Annotated in this window: 17 protein-coding genes and 1 pseudogene; 12 read left to right on the top strand and 6 right to left on the bottom strand. The window is 72.2% G+C overall.

Going from position 1 to position 18,982, the window contains the following annotated elements:
- Window positions 1-6 precede the first annotated feature (6 nt).
- On the top strand, window positions 7-1,731 hold the full coding sequence (locus AC6EXY_RS07330) for a glycosyltransferase 87 family protein (RefSeq protein WP_499816904.1): 1,725 nt from the start codon (window positions 7-9) through the stop codon (window positions 1,729-1,731).
- Here AC6EXY_RS07330 and AC6EXY_RS07335 read toward each other — a convergent pair.
- A pseudogene (locus tag AC6EXY_RS07335) lies at window positions 1,678-1,866 on the bottom strand (GNAT family N-acetyltransferase); the annotation flags it as partial. The gene AC6EXY_RS07330 and the pseudogene AC6EXY_RS07335 sit on opposite strands and share 54 nt — an antisense overlap.
- Here AC6EXY_RS07335 and AC6EXY_RS07340 point away from each other — a divergent pair.
- A complete protein-coding gene (locus tag AC6EXY_RS07340) occupies window positions 1,846-2,043 on the top strand; it encodes a hypothetical protein (RefSeq protein WP_243408113.1) in 198 nt (65 codons plus the stop codon). The pseudogene AC6EXY_RS07335 and the gene AC6EXY_RS07340 overlap by 21 nt on opposite strands.
- Here AC6EXY_RS07340 and AC6EXY_RS07345 read toward each other — a convergent pair.
- Window positions 2,010-2,882: a GNAT family N-acetyltransferase gene (locus AC6EXY_RS07345; protein WP_499816905.1), complete on the bottom strand. Its 873-nt coding sequence runs from the start codon at window positions 2,880-2,882 to the stop codon at window positions 2,010-2,012. The two genes, AC6EXY_RS07340 and AC6EXY_RS07345, sit on opposite strands and share 34 nt — an antisense overlap.
- A gap of 796 nt (window positions 2,883-3,678) precedes the next feature.
- Here AC6EXY_RS07345 and AC6EXY_RS07350 point away from each other — a divergent pair.
- The 4 genes from AC6EXY_RS07350 (at window position 3,679) to AC6EXY_RS07365 (ending at window position 7,824) form a co-directional block, all read left to right on the top strand.
- Window positions 3,679-4,113, top strand: coding sequence for a VOC family protein (locus AC6EXY_RS07350; protein ID WP_101835840.1), 435 nt, complete (start codon window positions 3,679-3,681; stop codon window positions 4,111-4,113).
- Between the two features lie 197 nt (window positions 4,114-4,310).
- Window positions 4,311-4,823 carry a PadR family transcriptional regulator gene (locus tag AC6EXY_RS07355; protein ID WP_499842316.1) on the top strand — a complete coding sequence of 171 codons (513 nt, stop codon included), beginning with the start codon at window positions 4,311-4,313 and terminating at the stop codon, window positions 4,821-4,823.
- A complete protein-coding gene (locus AC6EXY_RS07360; protein WP_101835844.1) occupies window positions 4,820-5,527 on the top strand; it encodes an ABC transporter ATP-binding protein in 708 nt (235 codons plus the stop codon). The genes AC6EXY_RS07355 and AC6EXY_RS07360 overlap by 4 nt, the downstream gene beginning before the upstream one ends.
- Window positions 5,524-7,824, top strand: a complete 2,301-nt coding sequence (locus tag AC6EXY_RS07365) for an FtsX-like permease family protein (protein WP_101835846.1) — start codon at window positions 5,524-5,526, stop codon at window positions 7,822-7,824. The genes AC6EXY_RS07360 and AC6EXY_RS07365 overlap by 4 nt, the downstream gene beginning before the upstream one ends.
- Before the next feature lie 14 nt (window positions 7,825-7,838).
- On the opposite strand, the gene AC6EXY_RS07370 is transcribed toward AC6EXY_RS07365, so the two are convergent.
- On the bottom strand, window positions 7,839-8,771 hold the full coding sequence (locus AC6EXY_RS07370) for an NADP-dependent oxidoreductase (RefSeq protein ID WP_101835848.1): 933 nt from the start codon (window positions 8,769-8,771) through the stop codon (window positions 7,839-7,841).
- A gap of 66 nt (window positions 8,772-8,837) precedes the next feature.
- On the opposite strand from AC6EXY_RS07370, the gene AC6EXY_RS07375 reads away from it, so the two are divergent.
- The 4 genes from AC6EXY_RS07375 to AC6EXY_RS07390 all read left to right on the top strand — a co-directional run bounded on the left by AC6EXY_RS07375 (window position 8,838) and on the right by AC6EXY_RS07390 (window position 14,351).
- On the top strand, window positions 8,838-9,263 hold the full coding sequence (locus AC6EXY_RS07375) for a winged helix-turn-helix transcriptional regulator (RefSeq protein ID WP_499816907.1): 426 nt from the start codon (window positions 8,838-8,840) through the stop codon (window positions 9,261-9,263).
- A 140-nt stretch (window positions 9,264-9,403) separates the two neighbouring features.
- Window positions 9,404-10,183, top strand: a complete 780-nt coding sequence (locus AC6EXY_RS07380) for a pirin family protein (protein ID WP_101835851.1) — start codon at window positions 9,404-9,406, stop codon at window positions 10,181-10,183.
- A 1,129-nt stretch (window positions 10,184-11,312) separates the two neighbouring features.
- Complete coding sequence (locus AC6EXY_RS07385) at window positions 11,313-13,562, top strand: MMPL family transporter (protein ID WP_101835853.1); 2,250 nt, start codon at window positions 11,313-11,315, stop codon at window positions 13,560-13,562.
- A 234-nt stretch (window positions 13,563-13,796) separates the two neighbouring features.
- The gene (locus tag AC6EXY_RS07390) at window positions 13,797-14,351 is read left to right on the top strand and encodes a DUF488 domain-containing protein (protein ID WP_243408114.1); all 555 of its coding nucleotides are present in this window, start codon (window positions 13,797-13,799) and stop codon (window positions 14,349-14,351) included.
- A gap of 87 nt (window positions 14,352-14,438) precedes the next feature.
- Here AC6EXY_RS07390 and AC6EXY_RS07395 read toward each other — a convergent pair whose 3' ends face one another.
- Together AC6EXY_RS07395 and AC6EXY_RS07400 are read right to left on the bottom strand one after the other, a co-directional pair.
- Window positions 14,439-15,287 carry a DUF4097 family beta strand repeat-containing protein gene (locus AC6EXY_RS07395; protein WP_101835857.1) on the bottom strand — a complete coding sequence of 283 codons (849 nt, stop codon included), beginning with the start codon at window positions 15,285-15,287 and terminating at the stop codon, window positions 14,439-14,441.
- Between the two features lie 74 nt (window positions 15,288-15,361).
- Window positions 15,362-15,955, bottom strand: a complete 594-nt coding sequence (locus AC6EXY_RS07400) for a ribbon-helix-helix protein, CopG family (RefSeq protein ID WP_101835859.1) — start codon at window positions 15,953-15,955, stop codon at window positions 15,362-15,364.
- Between the two features lie 274 nt (window positions 15,956-16,229).
- Here AC6EXY_RS07400 and AC6EXY_RS07405 point away from each other — a divergent pair, with 274 nt between their 5' ends.
- Window positions 16,230-16,436, top strand: coding sequence for an AbrB/MazE/SpoVT family DNA-binding domain-containing protein (locus tag AC6EXY_RS07405; protein WP_101835861.1), 207 nt, complete (start codon window positions 16,230-16,232; stop codon window positions 16,434-16,436).
- Between the two features lie 13 nt (window positions 16,437-16,449).
- On the top strand, window positions 16,450-17,160 hold the full coding sequence (locus AC6EXY_RS07410; RefSeq protein WP_101835863.1) for a Fic family protein: 711 nt from the start codon (window positions 16,450-16,452) through the stop codon (window positions 17,158-17,160).
- Window positions 17,161-17,221: 61 nt separating this feature from the next.
- Here the strand turns inward: AC6EXY_RS07410 and AC6EXY_RS07415 are convergent, their stop codons facing one another.
- Window positions 17,222-18,865 (bottom strand): carboxylesterase/lipase family protein, encoded by a 1,644-nt coding sequence (locus AC6EXY_RS07415; RefSeq protein WP_101835865.1) that lies wholly within the window; start codon window positions 18,863-18,865, stop codon window positions 17,222-17,224.
- Window positions 18,866-18,982: the final 117 nt, after the last annotated feature.

Here is an 18,982-nt window from a genome sequence, read left to right on the forward strand (position 1 = left end):
GGGTGCATGCCGAGCGCTGTCACCCTCGCCGACCAGAGCGGCCCGCCCGCGCCCCGCGACCAGCGGGCGGAACGGCCACGGCGGCCACAGTGGTCACAGCGGCCACCCGCGCGGCTCGGGTCACGCGCGCGGCGCGCCGCTCTGGTCGGCGCCGCGGCCGGGCTGGCGGGGCTGGTCACCACCCAGGTGATGATCCAACACCAGCCCGGCTACCTGGTCAGCAGGCCCGCGTTGCTGTACCTGGTCCTGCTGTGGTGGCTGCTCGGCCTGGTCACGGCCGTCCTGCTGCTGCTCGCCGCACCCCGGCGGCTGGCCGTCGTCCTCCTACTCGGGGCGACCGTGGCGATCCAGGGCGTCGCCCTCACCGGCGGCCCGCGGCTGTCCGACGACCTCTACCGCTACGCCTGGGACGGCAGGGTGCAGGCCGCCGGCATCGACCCCTACCGCCACGGCCCGCTCGACCCCGCGCTGGCGCGCGTCCGGGACGACTGGCTGTTCCCGGACTCGGCGGGCTGCACCGCCGACCATCCGCGCCCGCACTGCACCCGGCTGAACTATCCGCGCGCCCACACCATCTACCCGCCGGTGGCGCAGGCCTACTTCACCGCCGTCCACCTGCTGCCCGGCCCGCCACGCGAGCACCGGCTGCAGCTCTACGCCTCGCTGTGCTCGCTGGGGGTCGTCTGCCTGCTCATGCGGATGCTGACGGCCCGCGGCGGCGACCCGCGCCACGCCGCCTTCTACGCCCTGACCCCCCTCGCCGGCCTGGACGTCGCCGCCGACGCGCACGTGGACGTTCTCGGCGCCCTGTTCGCCCTCGGCGCCCTCGCGCTGCTGACCACGCCGGCGATGGACTCGGCGGGCCGGCGGCGGGCGTGGCTCGCCGGGGCGCTGCTCGGGGCGGCGGTGGCGGTCAAGCTCTACCCGGCGCTACTGCTGCCCGCGATGGTCGGCCGGGGACGGGCGGGCCGGCGTGAGCGGATCGAACTGGTGGGCGCGGCCGTCGCGGTCGTCGCGCTGGCCTATCTGCCGCACGTGCTGGCGGTGGAGACGGGCGTGCTCGGCTTCCTCCCGCAGTACCTGCATGTCGAGGGCTACGACCAGGGCAGTCGGTTCCTCCTGCTCGCCGGCCTGGGCCTGCACGGCTCGGCGGCGAAGGCCGCGGCGGCCGGAGTGCTCGCCGCGGTCGCCGTCGCGGCCCGGCGCGCCGACCCGGCCCGGGTGCCGGCGGCGCGCGCCGCGCTGTGGCTCGTCGGCGCCGCGTTCCTGACGGCCACGCCCGCCCAGCCCTGGTACGGCGTCCTGCTGGCGGTGCTCGCCGTCGCCGCCGGGCGGCCGGAGTGGCTCGCCGTCGCCGCGGCCGCCCACGTCCTGTACATCTCCCTGTTCACCGACGTGCCCGGCGACGCCTGGACGCTACGCGTCGGCGCCTACGCCGTCGCCGCGCTCCTCGTGCTGGCCGCCGCCGCCCTGCGCGCCGTCCGGCCCGGGGGACGGTGGGCCAGGACGGCGGGCCGGTATGGCACGGTCGAACCAGACCCGGTCCCGCAGTTCGATGCCGTCGATGACGACGCCCGGCGGGTAGCCGGTGGCCTCGGTGAACGCGTCGCGCTCGATGGAGCGCATCCGGAACCCGCACCGCTGGTAGAAGCGCAGGTTGTCGAGGCCGGCGGCCGCGGTGGCGACCAGCAGCGTCGTCACCCGCTCGGCCGCCAGCAGCTCGACCAGTGACGCGACCAGCGCACGGCCGATGCCTCGCCCCTGCAACCGCGGGAGCACCGCCATGTTCTTGAGCTCCGCCTCGCCCGGCCGCTCCGTCGGCACCACCTGCAGGTGGCCCACGACGTGCCCGTCCAGCCGCGCCACCAGGACCCGGCCGAGCGCGAGGTAGCCGTCGAGCTCGGCCGGGGAGTCCTCGGCCAGCTCGAACAGGGCGCGCAGCTCACGCCGGGGCCCGGTGTACGTCTCGATGCGCACGTCGGACACCTGGGTCGTCCGCTGTCCGGGCATCAGAACTCCTTCACCAGGATGGCGCGGGTGTAGAGCAGGTCGAAGCCGGAGCGCTGCACGTTGTGCTGCGAGCGCGAGCCCGGCTGGGTGGTGACGACGGCGATGTCGCAGCCGGCCGCCGCGGCGTCGGCGAGCCGGGCGGTGAGCAGCGCGGACTGGATGCCCCGGCGGCGATGCGCCTGCGCGGTCGCCGCCCCGGTGAACTGCGCGACGCCCGCCGACATCCGCATGCTGGCGCCGCCCGCGAGCACCCCGTCGCGCAGCGCCGCGTAGCGCACGAGCCCGCTCGCCCCGGCCAGGTCACGCATGGCGTTCACGATCACCTCGCGGGGGAACTCCTCATACGAGGGAACCCCCTGCGTGTCCTGGATGGCGACCGCGTCGGCCACCACCTCGACCCAGTGGTCGAGCTCGCCGGCCCCGCTGGGACGGACCTCCACCCCCTCGAGGGCAGCGCGGCGCGGCTCGCCGGCGGCGGCGAGGGCGAGACCCAGCACGTTCTCGAACGAGACGAGCCGGTAGCCGCGTTCGGTCAGCAGGGCGCCGATCGGCTCCTCGACCAGGTGGGCGAGCTCGACCTGCACGGCCGCGCCTCGGGCTGCGAAGGCGTTCTCGACCTCGTCCAGCTCGGAGGTGCTCGGCACGCCGTCGAAGCCGAGCCCGGCGACCTTGTTGAGCGGCGAGTCCGCCTCGGCGAAGCTCGCCACGCCCCCGGCGATCGGCCGGACGAATCCCGCCGCGTCGCCGAGGCGCCGCCCGGCGGTCGTGCTCCAGCCTGCGATGAGCCCCGCCTCGGCCCCCTCGATGCGCGCGGCGAGCGCCACGTCGCAGAACAGCGGCGACCGCGCGGGGGTCGCGATTCTGATCGACATACCCGGGCTCCTTCGGTGTGAGCGCCGTCCATGACCTGAGGACGGCGCGGCTCGCAGGTTCCGTCCCGCGAACCCGCTCGGCGTCACACGACCGTTCCTGCTGGGCTGATCGCCATATCACCGCATACGCCGAGCATCAGCGGGTTCCCGGCTCGCGCAGACCAAGTTTTTCGCCACGCCGCGAACAACAGGGCGAAGGATATCCAAACCATACTCCTCGCGATCCGGACAATGCCCCACCACCAGGAAGTTCTCGCGCGCCGAGCCAGGTCCAGAACCTTCTCAGGTCGACCTCGCCAAGCCCACGGAACTCCGTTTTCGCGCCACCTTCCCGAGGTTTCGACCGTCACGCGAAAAAGATGTCGGAGGACGCGTCTACCGTGGTGTGCATGGGTGACGGCGGTGCCGCGGCGCTGGCGCGGGGGACGACAGAACGTGCAGGTGGTGGGACTGCCGCCCAGGCGGTCACCCGAACAGACGTGCTCGCCTACCGGGTGCGCGCGCAGCAGCTCGACGGCGCGGCCACGGCCCTGGCCGACGCGGCGGCCCTGGACTTCGGCGTGCAGGACACCGGGCCGGACGGCGGACTGTGGGCTCTGGCCGTCCGCGGGGTCAACGTCGCGGACCTGTCCGGCGACGAGCTCGCTGCTCGGGCCTGCGGCCCCCAAACAGGTGGCCGAGTTCCTCGATTCCCCCGTCAAGGAGGTCCGGGCGCCTCGCCGCGTTCCGCCAGGTCACGTTCACCAATCTCGACATTGACGACTGACGACAGCCGCCGACGACCGACAGGAGACGCATGAGCCGCGACATCCAGATCACCTTCGACAGTGGCGACCCCGCCCGGCTGGCCGCCTTCTGGGCCGAGGCGCTCGGCTACCGCCCGCAGGACCCGCCCGCCGGTTTCCCCTCCTGGGACGAGGCCCTGGACGCGATGGGCGTGCCACCCGAGCGCCGCGGCGACGCCTCGGCGATCATCGACCCCACCGGTTCCCGCCCGCGGCTGTTCTTCCAGCGGGTCCCGGAGGGCAAGCAGGCCAAGAACCGCGTGCACCTCGACGTCCGTGCCGCGCCCGGTCTCGACGGCGACGCGCGCATGGCGGCTCTCGAACGGGAGGCCCGGCGGCTCGTCGCCCTCGGCGCCACCCGCCTGCGGCGGCACGAACCCGCTCCCCCGCACGCCGGCCACATCGTGATGGCCGACCCCGAAGGCAACGAGTTCTGCCTGGACTGACGCGACGAGGCGGGCCGGTCCGACGCGCGGTCCGCGATCGTGACGGGGCGGCGCGCGTGCCCGCCGATCAGTTCCGTCCCGCTCACGACGGTTTGCTGCCTTCCGAGCGCCGGTACCTCGACTGTGCCGTGCACGCCGATCCGGAGTATTGACCCGAGGTATACACCGAGTGTAGACACTCAGATATGACGGTTCCCATGGCACTGCTCGGCCTGCTCGAACGAGAACCGAGCCACGGCTACGACCTCAAGCGCGACTACGACGCGTTCTTCGGCCGGGGCCGCCCGCTGCCATTCGGGCAGGTCTACTCGACCCTCGGCCGCCTGGCGCGGGACGGGAAGGTCACCGTCGGCGATGCGGAGCCAGGCGACGGCCCGGACCGCAAGCGCTACGTCATCACCGGTCAGGGGGTCACCGACCTGGAGGCCTGGCTGCGCGAGCCGGTCGCGGCGGAGCCGCACCTGCAGACGGTGTTGTTCGTCAAGGTCGTGTTGGCGCTGATGTCAGGCCGCCCCGCCGAGGGCTACCTGGATGCCCAGCGGGCCGCCCATCTGCGCCGGATGCGCGAGCTGACGGAGCTGAAGCGGACCGGCGGGCTCGTCGACGCGATGCTCGCCGACCACGGCCTGTTCCACCTGGAGGCCGACCTGCGGTGGATCGAGATGACGACGGCCCGCCTCGACGCGCTCGCCGAGGTGGTGCGATCATGACAGCGGAACCGAGCCGGGCGGCCCCACTACTGGAGGCACGCGACGTCACCCTGTCGTTCGGGCCGACGCCGGCGCTGCGCGGCGCGAGCCTGTCGGTCCTACCAGGCGAGATCCTGGCGATCATGGGGCCGAGCGGCTCGGGCAAGTCGACGTTGCTGCACTGCCTCGCCGGTATTCTCGCACCTGACTCCGGCGAGATCCACTTCGCCGGCCGCCGCCTGGACACGATGCCCGAGACCGAGCGCAGCGCCGTGCGGCGTGACCGCTTCGGCTTCGTGTTCCAGTTCGGTCAGCTCGTCCCGGAACTGTCCGCCGAGGAGAACGTGGCGCTGCCTCTGCTGCTCGGCGGGGTCGCGCGGGCCCGGGCGCTGGCCCGCGCGCGGCCGTGGTTCGACCGGCTGGGGATCGAGGAAACGCGCACGCGCCGCTCGGGCGAACTGTCGGGCGGCCAAGCCCAGCGGGTCGCGCTGGCTCGCGGCCTGGTCGCCGAGCCCGAGGTGCTCTTCACCGACGAGCCGACGGGCGCGCTGGACTCGCTGTCTGGCGAGACAGTGATGAACCTGCTGGTCACCGCTGCCCGGCAGCAGGGCACGACGGTCATCCTCGTCACCCACGAGCCGCGCGTCGCCGCCTACGCCGACCGTGAGGTCGTCGTTCGCGACGGCAGGGTCAGCGCGCTGCAACCAGCGCCGGCCCCGTCATGATCCGCCTCGGGCTGCGGCTCGCCCTCGGCGGCGGCCGGGAGGCGATCATCCGCCTGGTCCTCATCGCGGCCGGCGTCGCGCTGGGCGTCGGCCTGCTGCTGTTCGCCCTCGCCGGCCTCAACGCCGTCTCCGCGCAGAACGACCGCTACGCCTGGCTCGAGACGGGCGTCGGCACCAGCGCCGGCACCGACTCGGCCGGTGGAGTCGGGATGGCCGGAAGGATCGGGGTGGCAGTCGGAGCGCCGGCCGGCTCAGCGACGGACCCGCTCTGGTGGCGGCTGAGCTCCGACCGGTTCGACGGCCACGTCATCGGCCGCGTCGACCTGGCCGCAACCGGGCCGCACGCACCGCTACCGCCCGGCATCTCACGCCTACCTGGGCCGGGACAGTTCTACGCGTCGCCGGCGATGAGCACGCTGCTGCGCTCGACCCCCGGTGACCAGCTCGGGGCCCGCTACCCGGCCCGGCAGGTCGGCCTGATCGGCGCGGACGCGCTGCCCTCGCCGGACTCCCTGATCATCGTGATCGGCCGGCAGGTCGGCGACCTGGCGCAGGCGCCGGGCGCCGAGCTCGTCACCCGGATCAGCACGACCTCGCCCAGCGGCTGCCAGGGCGACTGCGTCGACATCGGCATCAACGCGAACGGCATCGCGCTGATCCTGTCCGTGGTGACGGCCGCCCTGCTGTTCCCGATCACGATCTTCATCGGTACGGCGACCAGGCTGTCCGCCGCGCGCCGCGAACAGCGCTTCGCCTCGATGCGCCTGGTCGGCGCGACCCCACGGCAGATCTCGGTGATCTCCGCGGTGGAGTCGGGCGTCGCCGCTGTGGCCGGCACCGCGGCCGGCTTCGCGCTGTTTCCGCTGGCCCGGCCAGCGGTGGCAGGGATCAACCTCACCGGCGACCGGTTCTTCTCCGCCGACCTGTCGCTCGGCGCAATGGACATCGCGCTGACCGCGGTCGGCGTGCCGACGGTGGCCGTCCTCGCGGCCTGGCTCACCCTGCGCCGTGTGATCATTTCGCCGCTCGGGGTCACCCGCCGGGTCACCCCGCCGGCGCCGCGAGCCTGGCGCGCCCTCCCGCTGCTGGCAGGCCTCGGTGAACTGGCCTGGTTCGTCCACGCCGGACGGCCGGCCAGCACGGGCGGTCAGGTCGAGGCGTACCTGACCGGCATCCTGCTGACCATGGTCGGGCTCGTCGTCGTCGGGCCGTGGCTGACCTCGGTGACGGCGCGCCTGCTGGCCGCGCGGACAAGCCGCCCCGGTGTGCTCATCGGGGCCCGGCGACTGGCCGACAACCCCCGGGCCGGCTTCCGCGCGATCAGCGGGCTCGTCCTTGCCCTGTTCGTCACCAGCGTCGCCGTCGGGATCATCACGACGATCAACGCGTACGGCTCCGGCGGCCGCGGCCGTCCCCTCGCGCACCGGGGCCCGGACCAACGCGGCACCCTGATCGATCGCTACACCACGTTCACACCGGACGGCCCGCGCGATGTCGCGTCGATTCCGGCCTCGCTGCCCGCCCAGCTGCGGGCGATCCACGGCGTGCGTGGCGTCACGGTGATCCACACGATCTCCCCCGACAGCTCCGACCATCCGGCGATCGGCGCGGTGTCCTGCGCCGAGCTGGCGACGACCCCGGCGCTCGGCCGCTGCCCGGCCGGCACGCCGACTGTCACGATCGGCGATGCCGGCTGGTCTCCGGGCACTGCCCACGACCGGCAGTGGCCGGCGGCTCCCGTCTCCGCCGCCCGGCTCGCCCGGCTCCCCGTCCAGTCACTCGCCGTGACGACCGATGGCCCGGCCGCCCTCGAACGCGCCCGCACCGCGCTGCGGCGCGCCAACCCGCAGCACACGATCCCCATCACCATCGCCGAGGAGGTGGACCGGGACCAGCAGCGCAACGCCTCCTACCAGCGACTGGCCGAGATCGTCGCCCTCGTCAGCCTCCCGATCGCAGGCTGCGGCCTGGCGGTCAGCGCGGTCGCCGGCCTGGCCGAACGCGGGCGGCCCTTCAGTCTGCTGCGCCTGGCCGGGGCGCCGATGGGGCTGCTGCGCCGCGTCGTCCTGTTCGAGAACGCGGTGCCGCTGGTGGTGCTCGCCCTCGTCTCGGTCGTGACCGGCTTTCTGACCGCCGGGCTGTTCCTGCACTCCCAGCTCGACGAGACGCTGCAACCACCACCCGCGGACTACTGGCTGCTCGTCGCGGCCGGGCTCGTCGCCTCCCTGACGGTCGTCGCCTCGACGTTGACGTTGCTGAACCGCGCCACCGGGCCAGCTCTCGCCCGCAACGGCTGAGCCGCCGGCCTCGCCTACCACCCACACAGCACGATCTTCCCGCGGACGCGACCCGTCTCGAGGAGTTCGTGCGCCCGGGCGGCCTCGGCGAGTGGCAGGGTCCGGGTGATCTCCACCCGCAGGGCACCGCGCGTCACCAGGTCGGTGAGCTGCCGCAGGTCGTCGCCCGAGCGCTCGACCCCGAACCGGACGTAGCGCAGCCCGCGGCGGGCGGCGAGCGTGCGGACCTCGGTGCGGTCGGGTCCCCTGCCACGCACGTCGACGAGCACGCCGGTCGGAGCCAGGACGTCCAGAGAGCGCGGGCCGTAGTCCTCGGCCATCGGGTCGATCACCATGTCGACGTCGCTCAGCACCGCCGCGAAGTCGACCCGGGTGTAGTCGATCAGCTCGTCGGCGCCGAGCGCCCGCAGGAACTCGTGCTTGTCGGGCCGGGCGGTGCCGATCACGTAGGCGCCTCGCTGCTTCGCGATCTGCACGGCGAGGTGACCGACGCCGCCGGCCGCGGCGTGCACGAGAATCCGCTGGCCCGGCCGCACCGCCCCCACCCGGACCAGTGGCTGCCAGGCGGTGAGCCCGGCGATCGGCAGCGCGGCGGCGACCAGCGGATCCAGCTCGCCGGCCGGTGCGAGCGCCTCCTGCCGGGCCACGGCGAGCTCGGCATAGGAGCCGCGCGGCGGAGCGGTGAACCCGTACACGCGGTCTGCGGTCGAGAACCGGGTGACGTCGGCGCCGGTCGCGGTCACCACCCCGGCAAGGTCGAGGCCGAGGATGAAGGGGTGGGCCATGGGAAGGTCGAGCAGACCGGCCCGTGCCTTCCAGTCGGCGGGATTGACCCCGGCCGCGCTCACCTTGATCTGCACCTCTCCCGGGCCCGGGACGGGTGGATCGGCCTCGATGAGACGGAGAACGTCGGGACCGCCGAAGGCGGTCTGGCTGATCGCGCGCATGGCACGACGATTCCGTCCGCCAGTACCCGCCGTAAAGTAGGCACCTTTCTGATATCCAGGTACCTCATGGGTACTGGATATGACGAGGAGACCGAGAGGTGGCGCGCCCGATTCCGCAATGGCTGCGCCTCGCGGACCGTGCTGGAGGTCCTGGCCAACAAGTGGGCGCTGTACGTGCTGTCCGCCCTGCGCCGCTCCGGCGGGCCGATGCGCTTCAACGACCTGCGCCGACTGCTCGGCGACATCACCCAGAAGATGCTCACGCAGACGCTGCGGAACCTGGAACGCGACGGCCTCGTGTCGCGCACCGTCTACCCGACGGTCCCACCCCGCGTCGAGTACGCGCTGACCGAGCTCGGGCTCGACGTCGGCACCCTCACCGACGCCGTCGGCGAATGGGCGGTCGTCCACGCCCCCCAGATCATCGCCGCCCGCACCCATTACGACGAGCGCGCTGCGGCCGGTCCGCTCCCGCTGTCCGTAGGCCGCTGAGCGCCGATCATCGCCATAGCGGCGAGGAACCCCGGTCCCGCGGGACCGGCGCCGGAGCCGGGAAGAGAGCAGCCGGGGCATTAGTTGTCCGTGCAAGCATCCGCGGCTGGCGGGTGCACCCGACCGCAGAAGGGATCGTCATGACGCGCACCACGCAGGCGAAGGTGGACGTCCGCCGAGCCGACTCCCGCGCCGCAACCCGGATCGGGTGGCTCGACTCCCACCACTCGTTCTCGTTCGGGCGGCACTACGACCCGGCGAACACCCACCACGGGCTGCTGCTGGTCAGCAACGACGACACCGTCGCGCCCGGGACCGGTTTCGAGACCCATCCGCACCGGGACATGGAGATCGTCACCTGGGTACTCGGCGGTTCGCTCGTCCACCAGGACTCCGTCGGCAACGCGGGTGTCCTGTACCCGGGTCTCGCCCAGCGGATGAGCGCCGGGCGCGGCATCCTGCATTCGGAGAAGAACGACTCGTGGCGGCTCGGCGGCGAACCGCACGACGAGCCGGTGCATTTCGTCCAGATGTGGGTCGCGCCGGATACCGAGGGCATCGACCCTGGTTACGAGCAGCTGGAGATCACCGACGAGCTGCTACGCGGCGGCCTGGTGCCAGTGGCCTCCGGGATGGCACGCCACGACGGGCAGAGCGCGATCCGGATCCGCAACCGGCACGCCGCACTGCACGCCGCCCGGCTGACCCCCGGCAGCGCTGTGGACCTGCCCGAGGCCCCCTACCTGCACCTCTTCGTCGCGCAGGGCGAGGTGACGCTGGAGGGCTCGGGCCCGCTGCAGACCGGTGACGCGGTCCGCTTCACGGCGACGGGCGGGCAGCGCCTCACCGCCAGCGCCGCTGGTCCGGCGGAAATCCTCGTCTGGGAGATGCACACCGACCTGGCGGGCCTCGCCCGCTGAGCCCCACCGCACCGATGCCAGCACCAGCACCAGCAGATCGCGTCTCGAGTTGTGATCCTCACGGCTGCCGGTGCGGCTGGTCGTGACAGCGTCCCGGCAACATCACGGCGGCCCGTGTCGCGAACATGGGGACAAACCCGACAGGAAACGTGGAGTTCGCGACACAAAGCCCACCATCCCCCGCAGGCGCTTCCCACCCACGGGAAGTTCGCCCCATCCTCGGCGTTACGGTCGGCGCCGACACCAGAGATGATCAGTGATTCTCGGTGTCGGGTCGCCGCGCGTGAGGTCGCTGGCGGGTGTTGCAGGGCTGAGGGCTACATGTGTCGTTCTGCGAAATCTGCCTAACCATCCGCGGCAACGGCCCTCCCCGGGTCCGTGGGTACCGGGTCAGCCGGAGAAGTCCGCGGACACCGCCGGGGCGGGGGCGATCTCCGCCCGGGCGGTGGCCCCCGCGCGCAGGGCTGAGGTCGATTCCGCACAGGATCAATGTGTCGCCCTGCGGCCAGGATTCCGAGGACCCGCGGGACCGTCCGGCCTGGAGACACATCGATCGAGCAGGGGGGGACGCGGGCACGCCCGTTCCTCTGCCGCCATAGCCGTCCAGCCTGGCGCATCACTACAGAGTGTGACGGACTCTCGAATCCGGCGGCCGGACCCTTCGCACGTGACCGCGGTCCGCATGGCCCTCATCCGGCCGTTGCCCGAGCTCGGAGGGTGGGCGATGTCGGATGGTGGGCGATGTCGGATGGACGACAGGACACCGCCCCGGGCGCGTCGAACATGCGTTCGCAACCCTGATAGGGTCATGGCACCCAGCTCCTCGGTGAGCGTGCACGTCAGAACGTCAGGCCGGCCAGATCGAGTCGCGCGGCGCACATAGCTGATCAATTCCGCGAGAGGAGATGGGAATCCATTGCGTGAACAACCAGATTGACCTGGTTCGTTGGCCAGTGGCCAGTCTGCCTGAGGGCTACCCATATGCTTGCCAGTGACCAGACCTGGGGGTACCCCGTTCCCCTCTAGGGATCACCACGGGACGATCAGCGTATCTGCGCGGCGCGTTTGCCTGACCGCGTACTCGCCACCCGGAAGCCCGCGTGGCGCAAGGCTCCGATCAGGAGAGTTCATGAAGACCATTGCCCAGTTCGCCATCCGCCGACGATGGCTCGTCATCGTCGGCTGGCTCGTCGTGATCGTCGGTGCTCAGGGCATCGCCGGAGCGATGGGCGGGGCGGCGTACAAGGACACGTTCAGCCTGCCGCACACCGAGAGCGCGACCGTCGCCAAGCTGCTCACCGCGGCCGGCATGGACAACCAGAACGGCGCCGCCGGCACCGTCGTCCTGAAGAACAAGTCCGGGGCGTTCACCGCCGCGCCGGCGCAGCTCCAGCCGGCCCTGGCCAAGCTCTGCACCTCGGGCGACCACGTGGCGCTGATCTCCACGCCGTGGCAGTCCATCGACTGCTCCCGAGGCGCCGCCGCCAAGGCCGGAAACCCCCAGCTGCTGAATTCCGCGCGCGGGTCGACCACCGCCCTCGCCGTGATCACGTGGGAGAACAACCACTACGACGCGAAGCTGTTCGACAACGTCTACGACTCGCTGAAGGGTCTGGACAGCCCGTCGCTGCAGGTCGAGTTCACCGGTAACGCCTTCGCCGGCATCGGGCAGAGCCAGGGCTCCGGCGGATCGGTGTTCATCGGCTTCGCCGCCGCGTTGATCATTCTGGCTCTCGTGTTCCGGACGGTGGCTGCCACGGTGCTGCCGCTGGCCAGCGCGGTCGTCGCGCTCGTCGGCGGCCTGGGGGTGATCTACATCCTCACCCACGCGATCAACGTCTCGAACATCACGCCCTATCTGGCCGAACTCATGGTCATCGGTGTCGGCGTCGACTACGCGCTGTTCATCGTGACCCGGCATCGCCGCAACCTGCGCCGCGGCATGCCGGTGTCCGAGTCGATCGTGTCGGCCATCAACACCTCGGGCCGGGCCGTGCTGTTCGCCGGTACCACCGTGTGCATCGCCATCCTCGGCCTGATCGCGCTCGGCGTGAGCTTCTTCAACGGCATGGCGGTGGCGACCGCGCTCGCGGTCGGATTCACCATGGCCGCGTCGCTGACCCTGCTGCCCGCCCTGCTGAGCCTGTTCGGGCTCAAGGTGCTCACCCGCAAGCACCGCGCGGCCGTACGCGCCGGCGACTACCTCACCGACCAGCAGGTCGGGTTCTGGGCCCGCTGGTCGGAGTTCGTCGCCAAGAACCGCCTGGTCGTCGGTGTCATCGCCGCAGCGGTGATGGTCGCGCTCGCGGTCCCGTTCTTCTCGATCCAGCTCGGCGCCAGCGACCAGGGCAGCGACCCGAAGAGCTCCACCACCCGGGTCGGCTACGACCTGATCAAGTCGGACTTCGGCGTCGGCTACAACTCGGCCCTCGAAGCCGTCGTGAGCGGGCCCGGCGCCGCCGACAAGGCGTTCCTGCGACGCGTGTCGACGGCGATCTCCGAGACTCCCGGCGTCGACCGGTCCAGTCTCGTCACGAGCCCCCTGAACAAGGACATCGCGTTCGTCTCGTTCAAGACGACCACGTCGCCCCAGTCGCACAAGACCTACACGCTGGTCCGGCACCTGCGCTCCGACGTGCTGCCGCCGCTGTCCAATGGCACGCCGACGCACATCTACACCTACGGCGAGACGGCGATCAACGTCGACTTCGCCAAGGTTCTCGCCCGCAAGCTGCCGGTGTTCATCGCGGTGGTCGTCGGGCTGTCCTTCCTCCTGCTGCTGCTCGCCTTCCGCAGCCTCGTCGTCCCGCTGACGGCGGCGGTGATGAACCTGCTGGCCGCAGCCGGCTCGTTCGGCCTGCTCGTGGCGATCTTCCAGTACGGCTGGGGCTCGGAGGCCCTGGGCGGCGGACCCGGCGGACCGATCGACGCCTGGATCCCGGTGATGCTGTTCGCGATCCTGTTCGGTCTGTCCATGGACTACCAGGTGTTCCTCGTGAGCCGCATGCACGAGGAATGGGTCCACACCAAGGACAACAAGCGCTCGGTCACCGTGGGCCAGGCCGAGACGGGCGGCATCATCACCGCTGCCGCCCTCATCATGATCGCGGTCTTCCTCGGCTTCCTGGTCTCCCCCGGCCGACAGATCAAGATCTTCGGTCTGGGCCTGGCGTCCGCGGTCTTCCTGGACGCGTTCATCCTGCGCACGATGCTGGTGCCCTCGCTGATGCACATCATCGGCAAGGCCAACTGGTTCTACCCGCGCTGGCTGGACAGGGTCACGCCCCGCGTGTCCGTCGAACCCCCCGACGACCACGACGGGCCGCCCGCCGGGAGCACACCCCAGACACCCCCGCCCCACGAGACCGTCAACGCCTGACATCCTGCGAACCAACCGGCCCCGGACAGCTCCTGTCCGGGGCCGGTCGCTTTTTGCCAGCGTCACAGGCGGTCCGCGCGGGCGGCGGCCACGGCGGGCGCGAGCTGCTCGGTCATGGCGATCCTGCGCGGGCTGGTGGAGGCCACGAAAGGCTGACCACGGCGCGCTGGACGTGTCGGTTGGCCGTGGGGTGGCGATAACGTCGCCATGGCCTCGGGTCCTCATGATCGCGAGTTGGGCGAGCTGCTCACGGTCGGCCACGGCACGGCGGATCGGGAGACGCTGACCGGGTTGCTGCTGGGTGCGGGGGTGGAAGAGGTGGTGGATGTGCGCAGCGCGCCCGGCAGTCGGCGCAACCCCGACGTCGCCCGCGCCGTCATGGCCGGGTGGCTACCGGCGGCCGGAATCGGCTATCGCTGGGAACCAGGGCTCGGCGGCTTCCGCCGGCCGAAGCCGGACTCCCCTGATGTGCTCTGGCGCAACGTGTCCTTTCGCGGCTACGCCGGCTACACCCGTGACCCGCGGTTCCTGAGTGCGATGGACGGCCTGCTCGCCGGCGCCGCACAGGTACGGACCACCGTGCTGTGCAGCGAGTCGGTCTGGTGGCGCTGCCACCGCCGGATCATCGCCGACGTCGCGGTCCTCGCACACGGCTGGACGGTCCGGCACCTCATGCATGACGGCCGCCTCGTCGACCACACCCTCACGGCGGGCGTCCGGCTCCGCCCCGACAACCTGCTCCTCTACGACGGTGCTGCCGCCGGCGGCCCGAGCACGGACCTCCGATGAGTACTCCCATCCCGGTGACAGGGCTTCGACAACACGATCTTCACCTACCGTCGTTCCGACTGACCGTACCGGCCCCGCCCGCGGTGATCAGGAACGGTGCAGCCTGATGTCGCCGAAGGATGTCTGCACGCGGAGCTCGACCTTGTGGTCGGCCTCGCCGGGTTCGTCGGAGACGCTGTCGAGCGCGTTGTGGACGTGGCCGTATCCGGTGTTGGCGTCCAGCCAGGCCGCGGTGCCGGTGGCGATGCCCACCTCGACGTCGCCGTTCGCCGTGCGCAGCGCCACCGCGCCTCGAACCACTCCGTCGACCCGGATGCCGCCGTTGGCCGTCCGCACGTCGGCGCCGGCGACCGCACGCTCGATGTCGATCCTGCCGTTCGCGTTGCGGACGCGGACCTCTCCGGACACCGCGCCGATCCGGGTGGCACCGTTGGAGTTGCGCACCGTCACGTCGCCGCCCACCGGGCCGATCCGCACCTCGCCGGTGCCGGTGTGGACGTCGGCGTCGCCCACCACATCGTCGACCGTGATGGGCCCCGCCCCGGAGCGCAGCCGCGCGGACCCGCACCGCTCCAGCCGGATGGTGCCCATCGACGTCTTGACGCGACAGTCCCCCAGCACACCGGAGCCGGTCACGTCCGCGACGGACGCCTCGCAGTCCAGCCGCGACCCGGCCGGCAGCTCGACGGTGACATCGACGGACCGCTTCTTCGTGGAGAAGTTCAGCGCCCCCGCCCGAGGTGCCCGCACGAGCAGGACGCCGTCGGAGTACTCGACGCGGGTCTGCTTGGCGGCCTTGACGTCCGAGTCGTCGTCCGGGTCGGTCGGGCGGACGTCGACGACTGTGTCCGCGCGGTCGGTCGCGATGATCCTGGCGTTGGCGACGATCAGCTCCAGAGTGGCCTGGATCGGTGCCGGCGTGTCGAAGACAGGCATGACTGTCCTTCCGTAGGTAGTGACTGCGGTGGGAGGTAGTGACTGCGGTGGGGGTGCCGGTGTCGGCGCCGGTGTCAGCGCACCCAGCCGGTGACGTGCTGTCGGCCGGGTTTGCCGCGCTCCGACCGGAGGGCGGCGTCCTGCGCCGGTCGCAGGACGGCGGCGGCGGCGCGGACGAGCCAGGCGTTGACCGAACGCCCCTCCCCCGCGGCCGCCTCCTCCACGGCGGCCTTCAGCTGCTCGGGCAGCCGCACGTTGATCCGCACCGTCGCGCCGTCCTCCGGCGCGACCTCCAGCACGGCGGCGGACGCCCGTTCCTCGGCCGACCGCTCCCCGGCCGGCCGCTCCCCGGCCGGCCGCGTGCCGGTGGGCCGCACGTCGGTCGGCCGCATGTCGGCCGGCCACGGCGCGACCGGCTGGTCCGCCGGCGGCAGCGCGACGACGAACTCGGGGTCCCGCCCGCGCAGCCGCAGCTGCACCGAGCCGGGCGCGAGCTCCCGCGTGATCTCGTCCGCCGCCGCGGACAGCGTCTCCAGCAGCGTCAGCCGGATCGCCGACTCCAGCCCACCCGTCAGCCGCTCGACCAGCGCACGCGCCTCGTCGCCGCCGCCCTCCAGCACCGCGACGAGCTCCTGGCCGAGCCGATCCACATACGTTCCCAACTCCATGGCACCACTATGGCATCGCCGTGGCTCACATGCAAGCATCGCGACGCCACTATGACGCCAGAAGGATGCCATCCATGGCGCCGATGAGCCCCGCGGGGCGCGGCGCAGCCGACGGCACGACCGCACCGCCCAGACGCCCATCCGGGCAGCGCGCCTCCGCCGGCGCGCGTTCCGCGGAACGCAATCCCTCACCAGGGAAGTCGGCGCGGCGCCGCCTCGACTCTCCGGACCGCCGACCCGAGACCTGGTTCGTACCTGGGCGTAGCCTGTTCGTATGCAGAAGAAGGTCGTCACGATCGGGAACTCGGCGGGTATCACGATCAGCCCGACCGAGCTGCGCGCCCTGGGCGTCACCCCCGGAGACATCCTCGAGGTGACAGTCCGCGCCGGGGTCCTCGAGGCGCGCGCGGTGAGCCGCTATGAGGACGCTCCCATGGCCGAACTGATGGCCGTCATCAACGCGGCCCGAACTCGCGCGTGACCAGGAGCCGCGCGTGACCTGGACTCGAGCGGAGTTCCTGGCCGCGGTCGCCGGCTCCGGGGTCCTGTCCCCGGAGTATGCCGACGATGTGCTGGTGCGCCTGGCACACCACTCCACCGCGATCGAGGGCAACACCCTGACCCTTGCCGACACCGTCACGTTGCTGGTCGACCAACGTGTGCCTGTGGCGGGTACGCCGGTACGCGACCTGTACGAGGTCGCGAACCACTACGAGGCCTTCGCCCGTGTCCTGCGGGCCGTCGCGCAGGACGAACCCCTGACCACGGCGCTGATCCTGCACCTGCATGCCACGCTGATGGACCACCTGGCCCACGACCGTGGTCAGTACAAGACCTCGACCAACATCGTTACTGGCGCCTCCTGGCAGCCCACGGCGCCCGCCCGGGTGCCCGATCTCATGCGTCAGTGGGCCGATCAGACCGAGTGGCAGACCGCGAACCTCGACAACGAGGCCCTGCTGGAAGCGGTCGCCAGCGCGCACATCGCATTCGAGCGCATCCACCCGTTCTCCGACGGCAACGGTCGCACCGGCCGGGCGATCATCGCTTACCAGACGATCCGCAGATTCGGCTTTCCGGCCATCGTCCAGGTCACCCGACGACCCGCCTACATCACCATGCTCGACGCCCAGGACGCCCCCGGACTGTCCCGTCTCCTCGCGGTCTCCCTCGCCGACGAGGCCGCCCGCCGCACCCAGGCGTAGCCGCACCACCGACGTGAAGGCGACCTCGTCGATGGGGAGCCGGCAGGTGCGTGGCGGCCTGTCAGCCGAGCAGTGGGAGGGGCGGGAAGGTGTGGTGCTGCCAGATCAGCCGGGAGCGGTCCTGGGGGTAGGCCGTGACGGTCGTGGGGGTGTCGAAGACCTGGGTGAGGCGGCGCTCGGGGTCGAACGCCTGCCAGCCCGGGTCGCCGTGGGTGGCGAAACCGGTCCAGGCGGTCCGCATCGCGGCGGACAGCGTCTCCGCCTCGGCGGCGGGGCTCTCGCCGAACAGCAAGGCCGTCTGGCCGGTGGTGAGGTTGCCGAACACGAGCGGGACGTCGAGGCCGTGGCAGGCCCCGAGAATGCCGCCCATGCCCGGGGCGGCCCAGGCCAGCTCGTACAGATGCGCCTGGCCGCCGCCCGCCACCTGAGCCTCGGCGAGGCGCAGGCTCGGCATCCGGAACAGCCAGTCGGAGTGGACGAGCTCGTACAGCTCGCCGGGACCCGCCTGCGGGTAGGCGTCGCGGTAGCCGCGCGCGCCGCCGGGACCGGGCGCGAGGTCCTGGAGGGCCTCGGCCGCCTGCTCCGGCCTCACCTGACCGAGCAGGCCGGACATGGCGGTGAACAGCCGCTGCTCGTCGCGGGTGTGCCCGACGAGCAGACCGACGTCCCGGGCCGCGCCGCCGGCCACGGCCTCCCACGGCGTGCTCGGCAGGACGTCGCCGTCGACGACGGGGGCGAACAGGATCGACCGGCGCGCGGCCAGCCCCCAGCGTCCGGCCCTGGCCATGCGACCGGCCCGGCCCACTGCCCCGCTCGCCCCAGCCGCGCGCGGCTCACCGGCCGCGTCCAGGTCACCCGCGTCCAGGTCACCCGCGTCCAGGTCACCCGCGACCGCGTCGCCGGCGGCGGCGAGCAGCGCGGGATCGACACCGGCGAGGTCGGCGACGGTGGGTCGCGCGCCCACCTCGGCGGCGAAGGCGACGGCGAGGTCGGCGGCGAGCTCCGGTGCGAAGAACGTGCCCGGCACGCTCTGCGCGATGGCGCGGCGAAACAGCCCCCGCGCACGGGGCATGGCCAGCAGTGCGGCGACGGATCCGCCGCCGGCCGACTCGCCGAAGATCGTGACCTGGTCGGGGTCGCCCCCGAAGGCGGTGATGTTGTCGCGTGCCCATTCCAGCGCGGCGATCTGGTCGAGCAGGCCGCGGTTGGGCGGCGCGCCGGCGATCTGCGCGAAGCCCTCCACGCCCAGGCGGTAGTTGAACGTCACGACGACCACCTGGCCGTCCCGGGCGAGATGGCCGCCGTCGTACTCGGGCCGTCCGGACGTGCCGAGCACGTAGGCGCCGCCGTAGATCCAGACCATCACCGGCAGCGCCGCGGCGGGGTCGACGTCGGGCGACCAGACGTTGACGGTCAGCCAGTCGTCGCCCACCGCGTCCTGGGTGGACGCCTGCTGGCCGAGCACCTCGCTCTGCGGGACCGCCGGACCGAACGTCACGGCTGGCCGCACACCGTCCCAGCCCGGCGCCGGCCGCGGCGCGGCGAAACGCAGCTCGCCGACCGGCGGCGCGGCGTAGGGGACGCCGCGGAAGACCGCCAGGCCCCCTTCCCGGCTGCCCCGCACGACCCCGCCCGTGAGGCGTACCTCGGGCGCGGACCCGGATGAGGACGTGGCGACGACCGATTCGGCGGCGACTGGCGTCACGGTTCTCCCTTGGACGCTGCGTGCTCCGTCATGGCCGCAGGCGACGGCATCATCACGCGGAAGCCGCCTCGTCGCCACTCGTTTTTCGCGGTGGACCGCCGCTGTGGGGCTGACCGC

The sequence above is a fragment of the Frankia sp. RB5 genome (assembly GCF_059816245.1).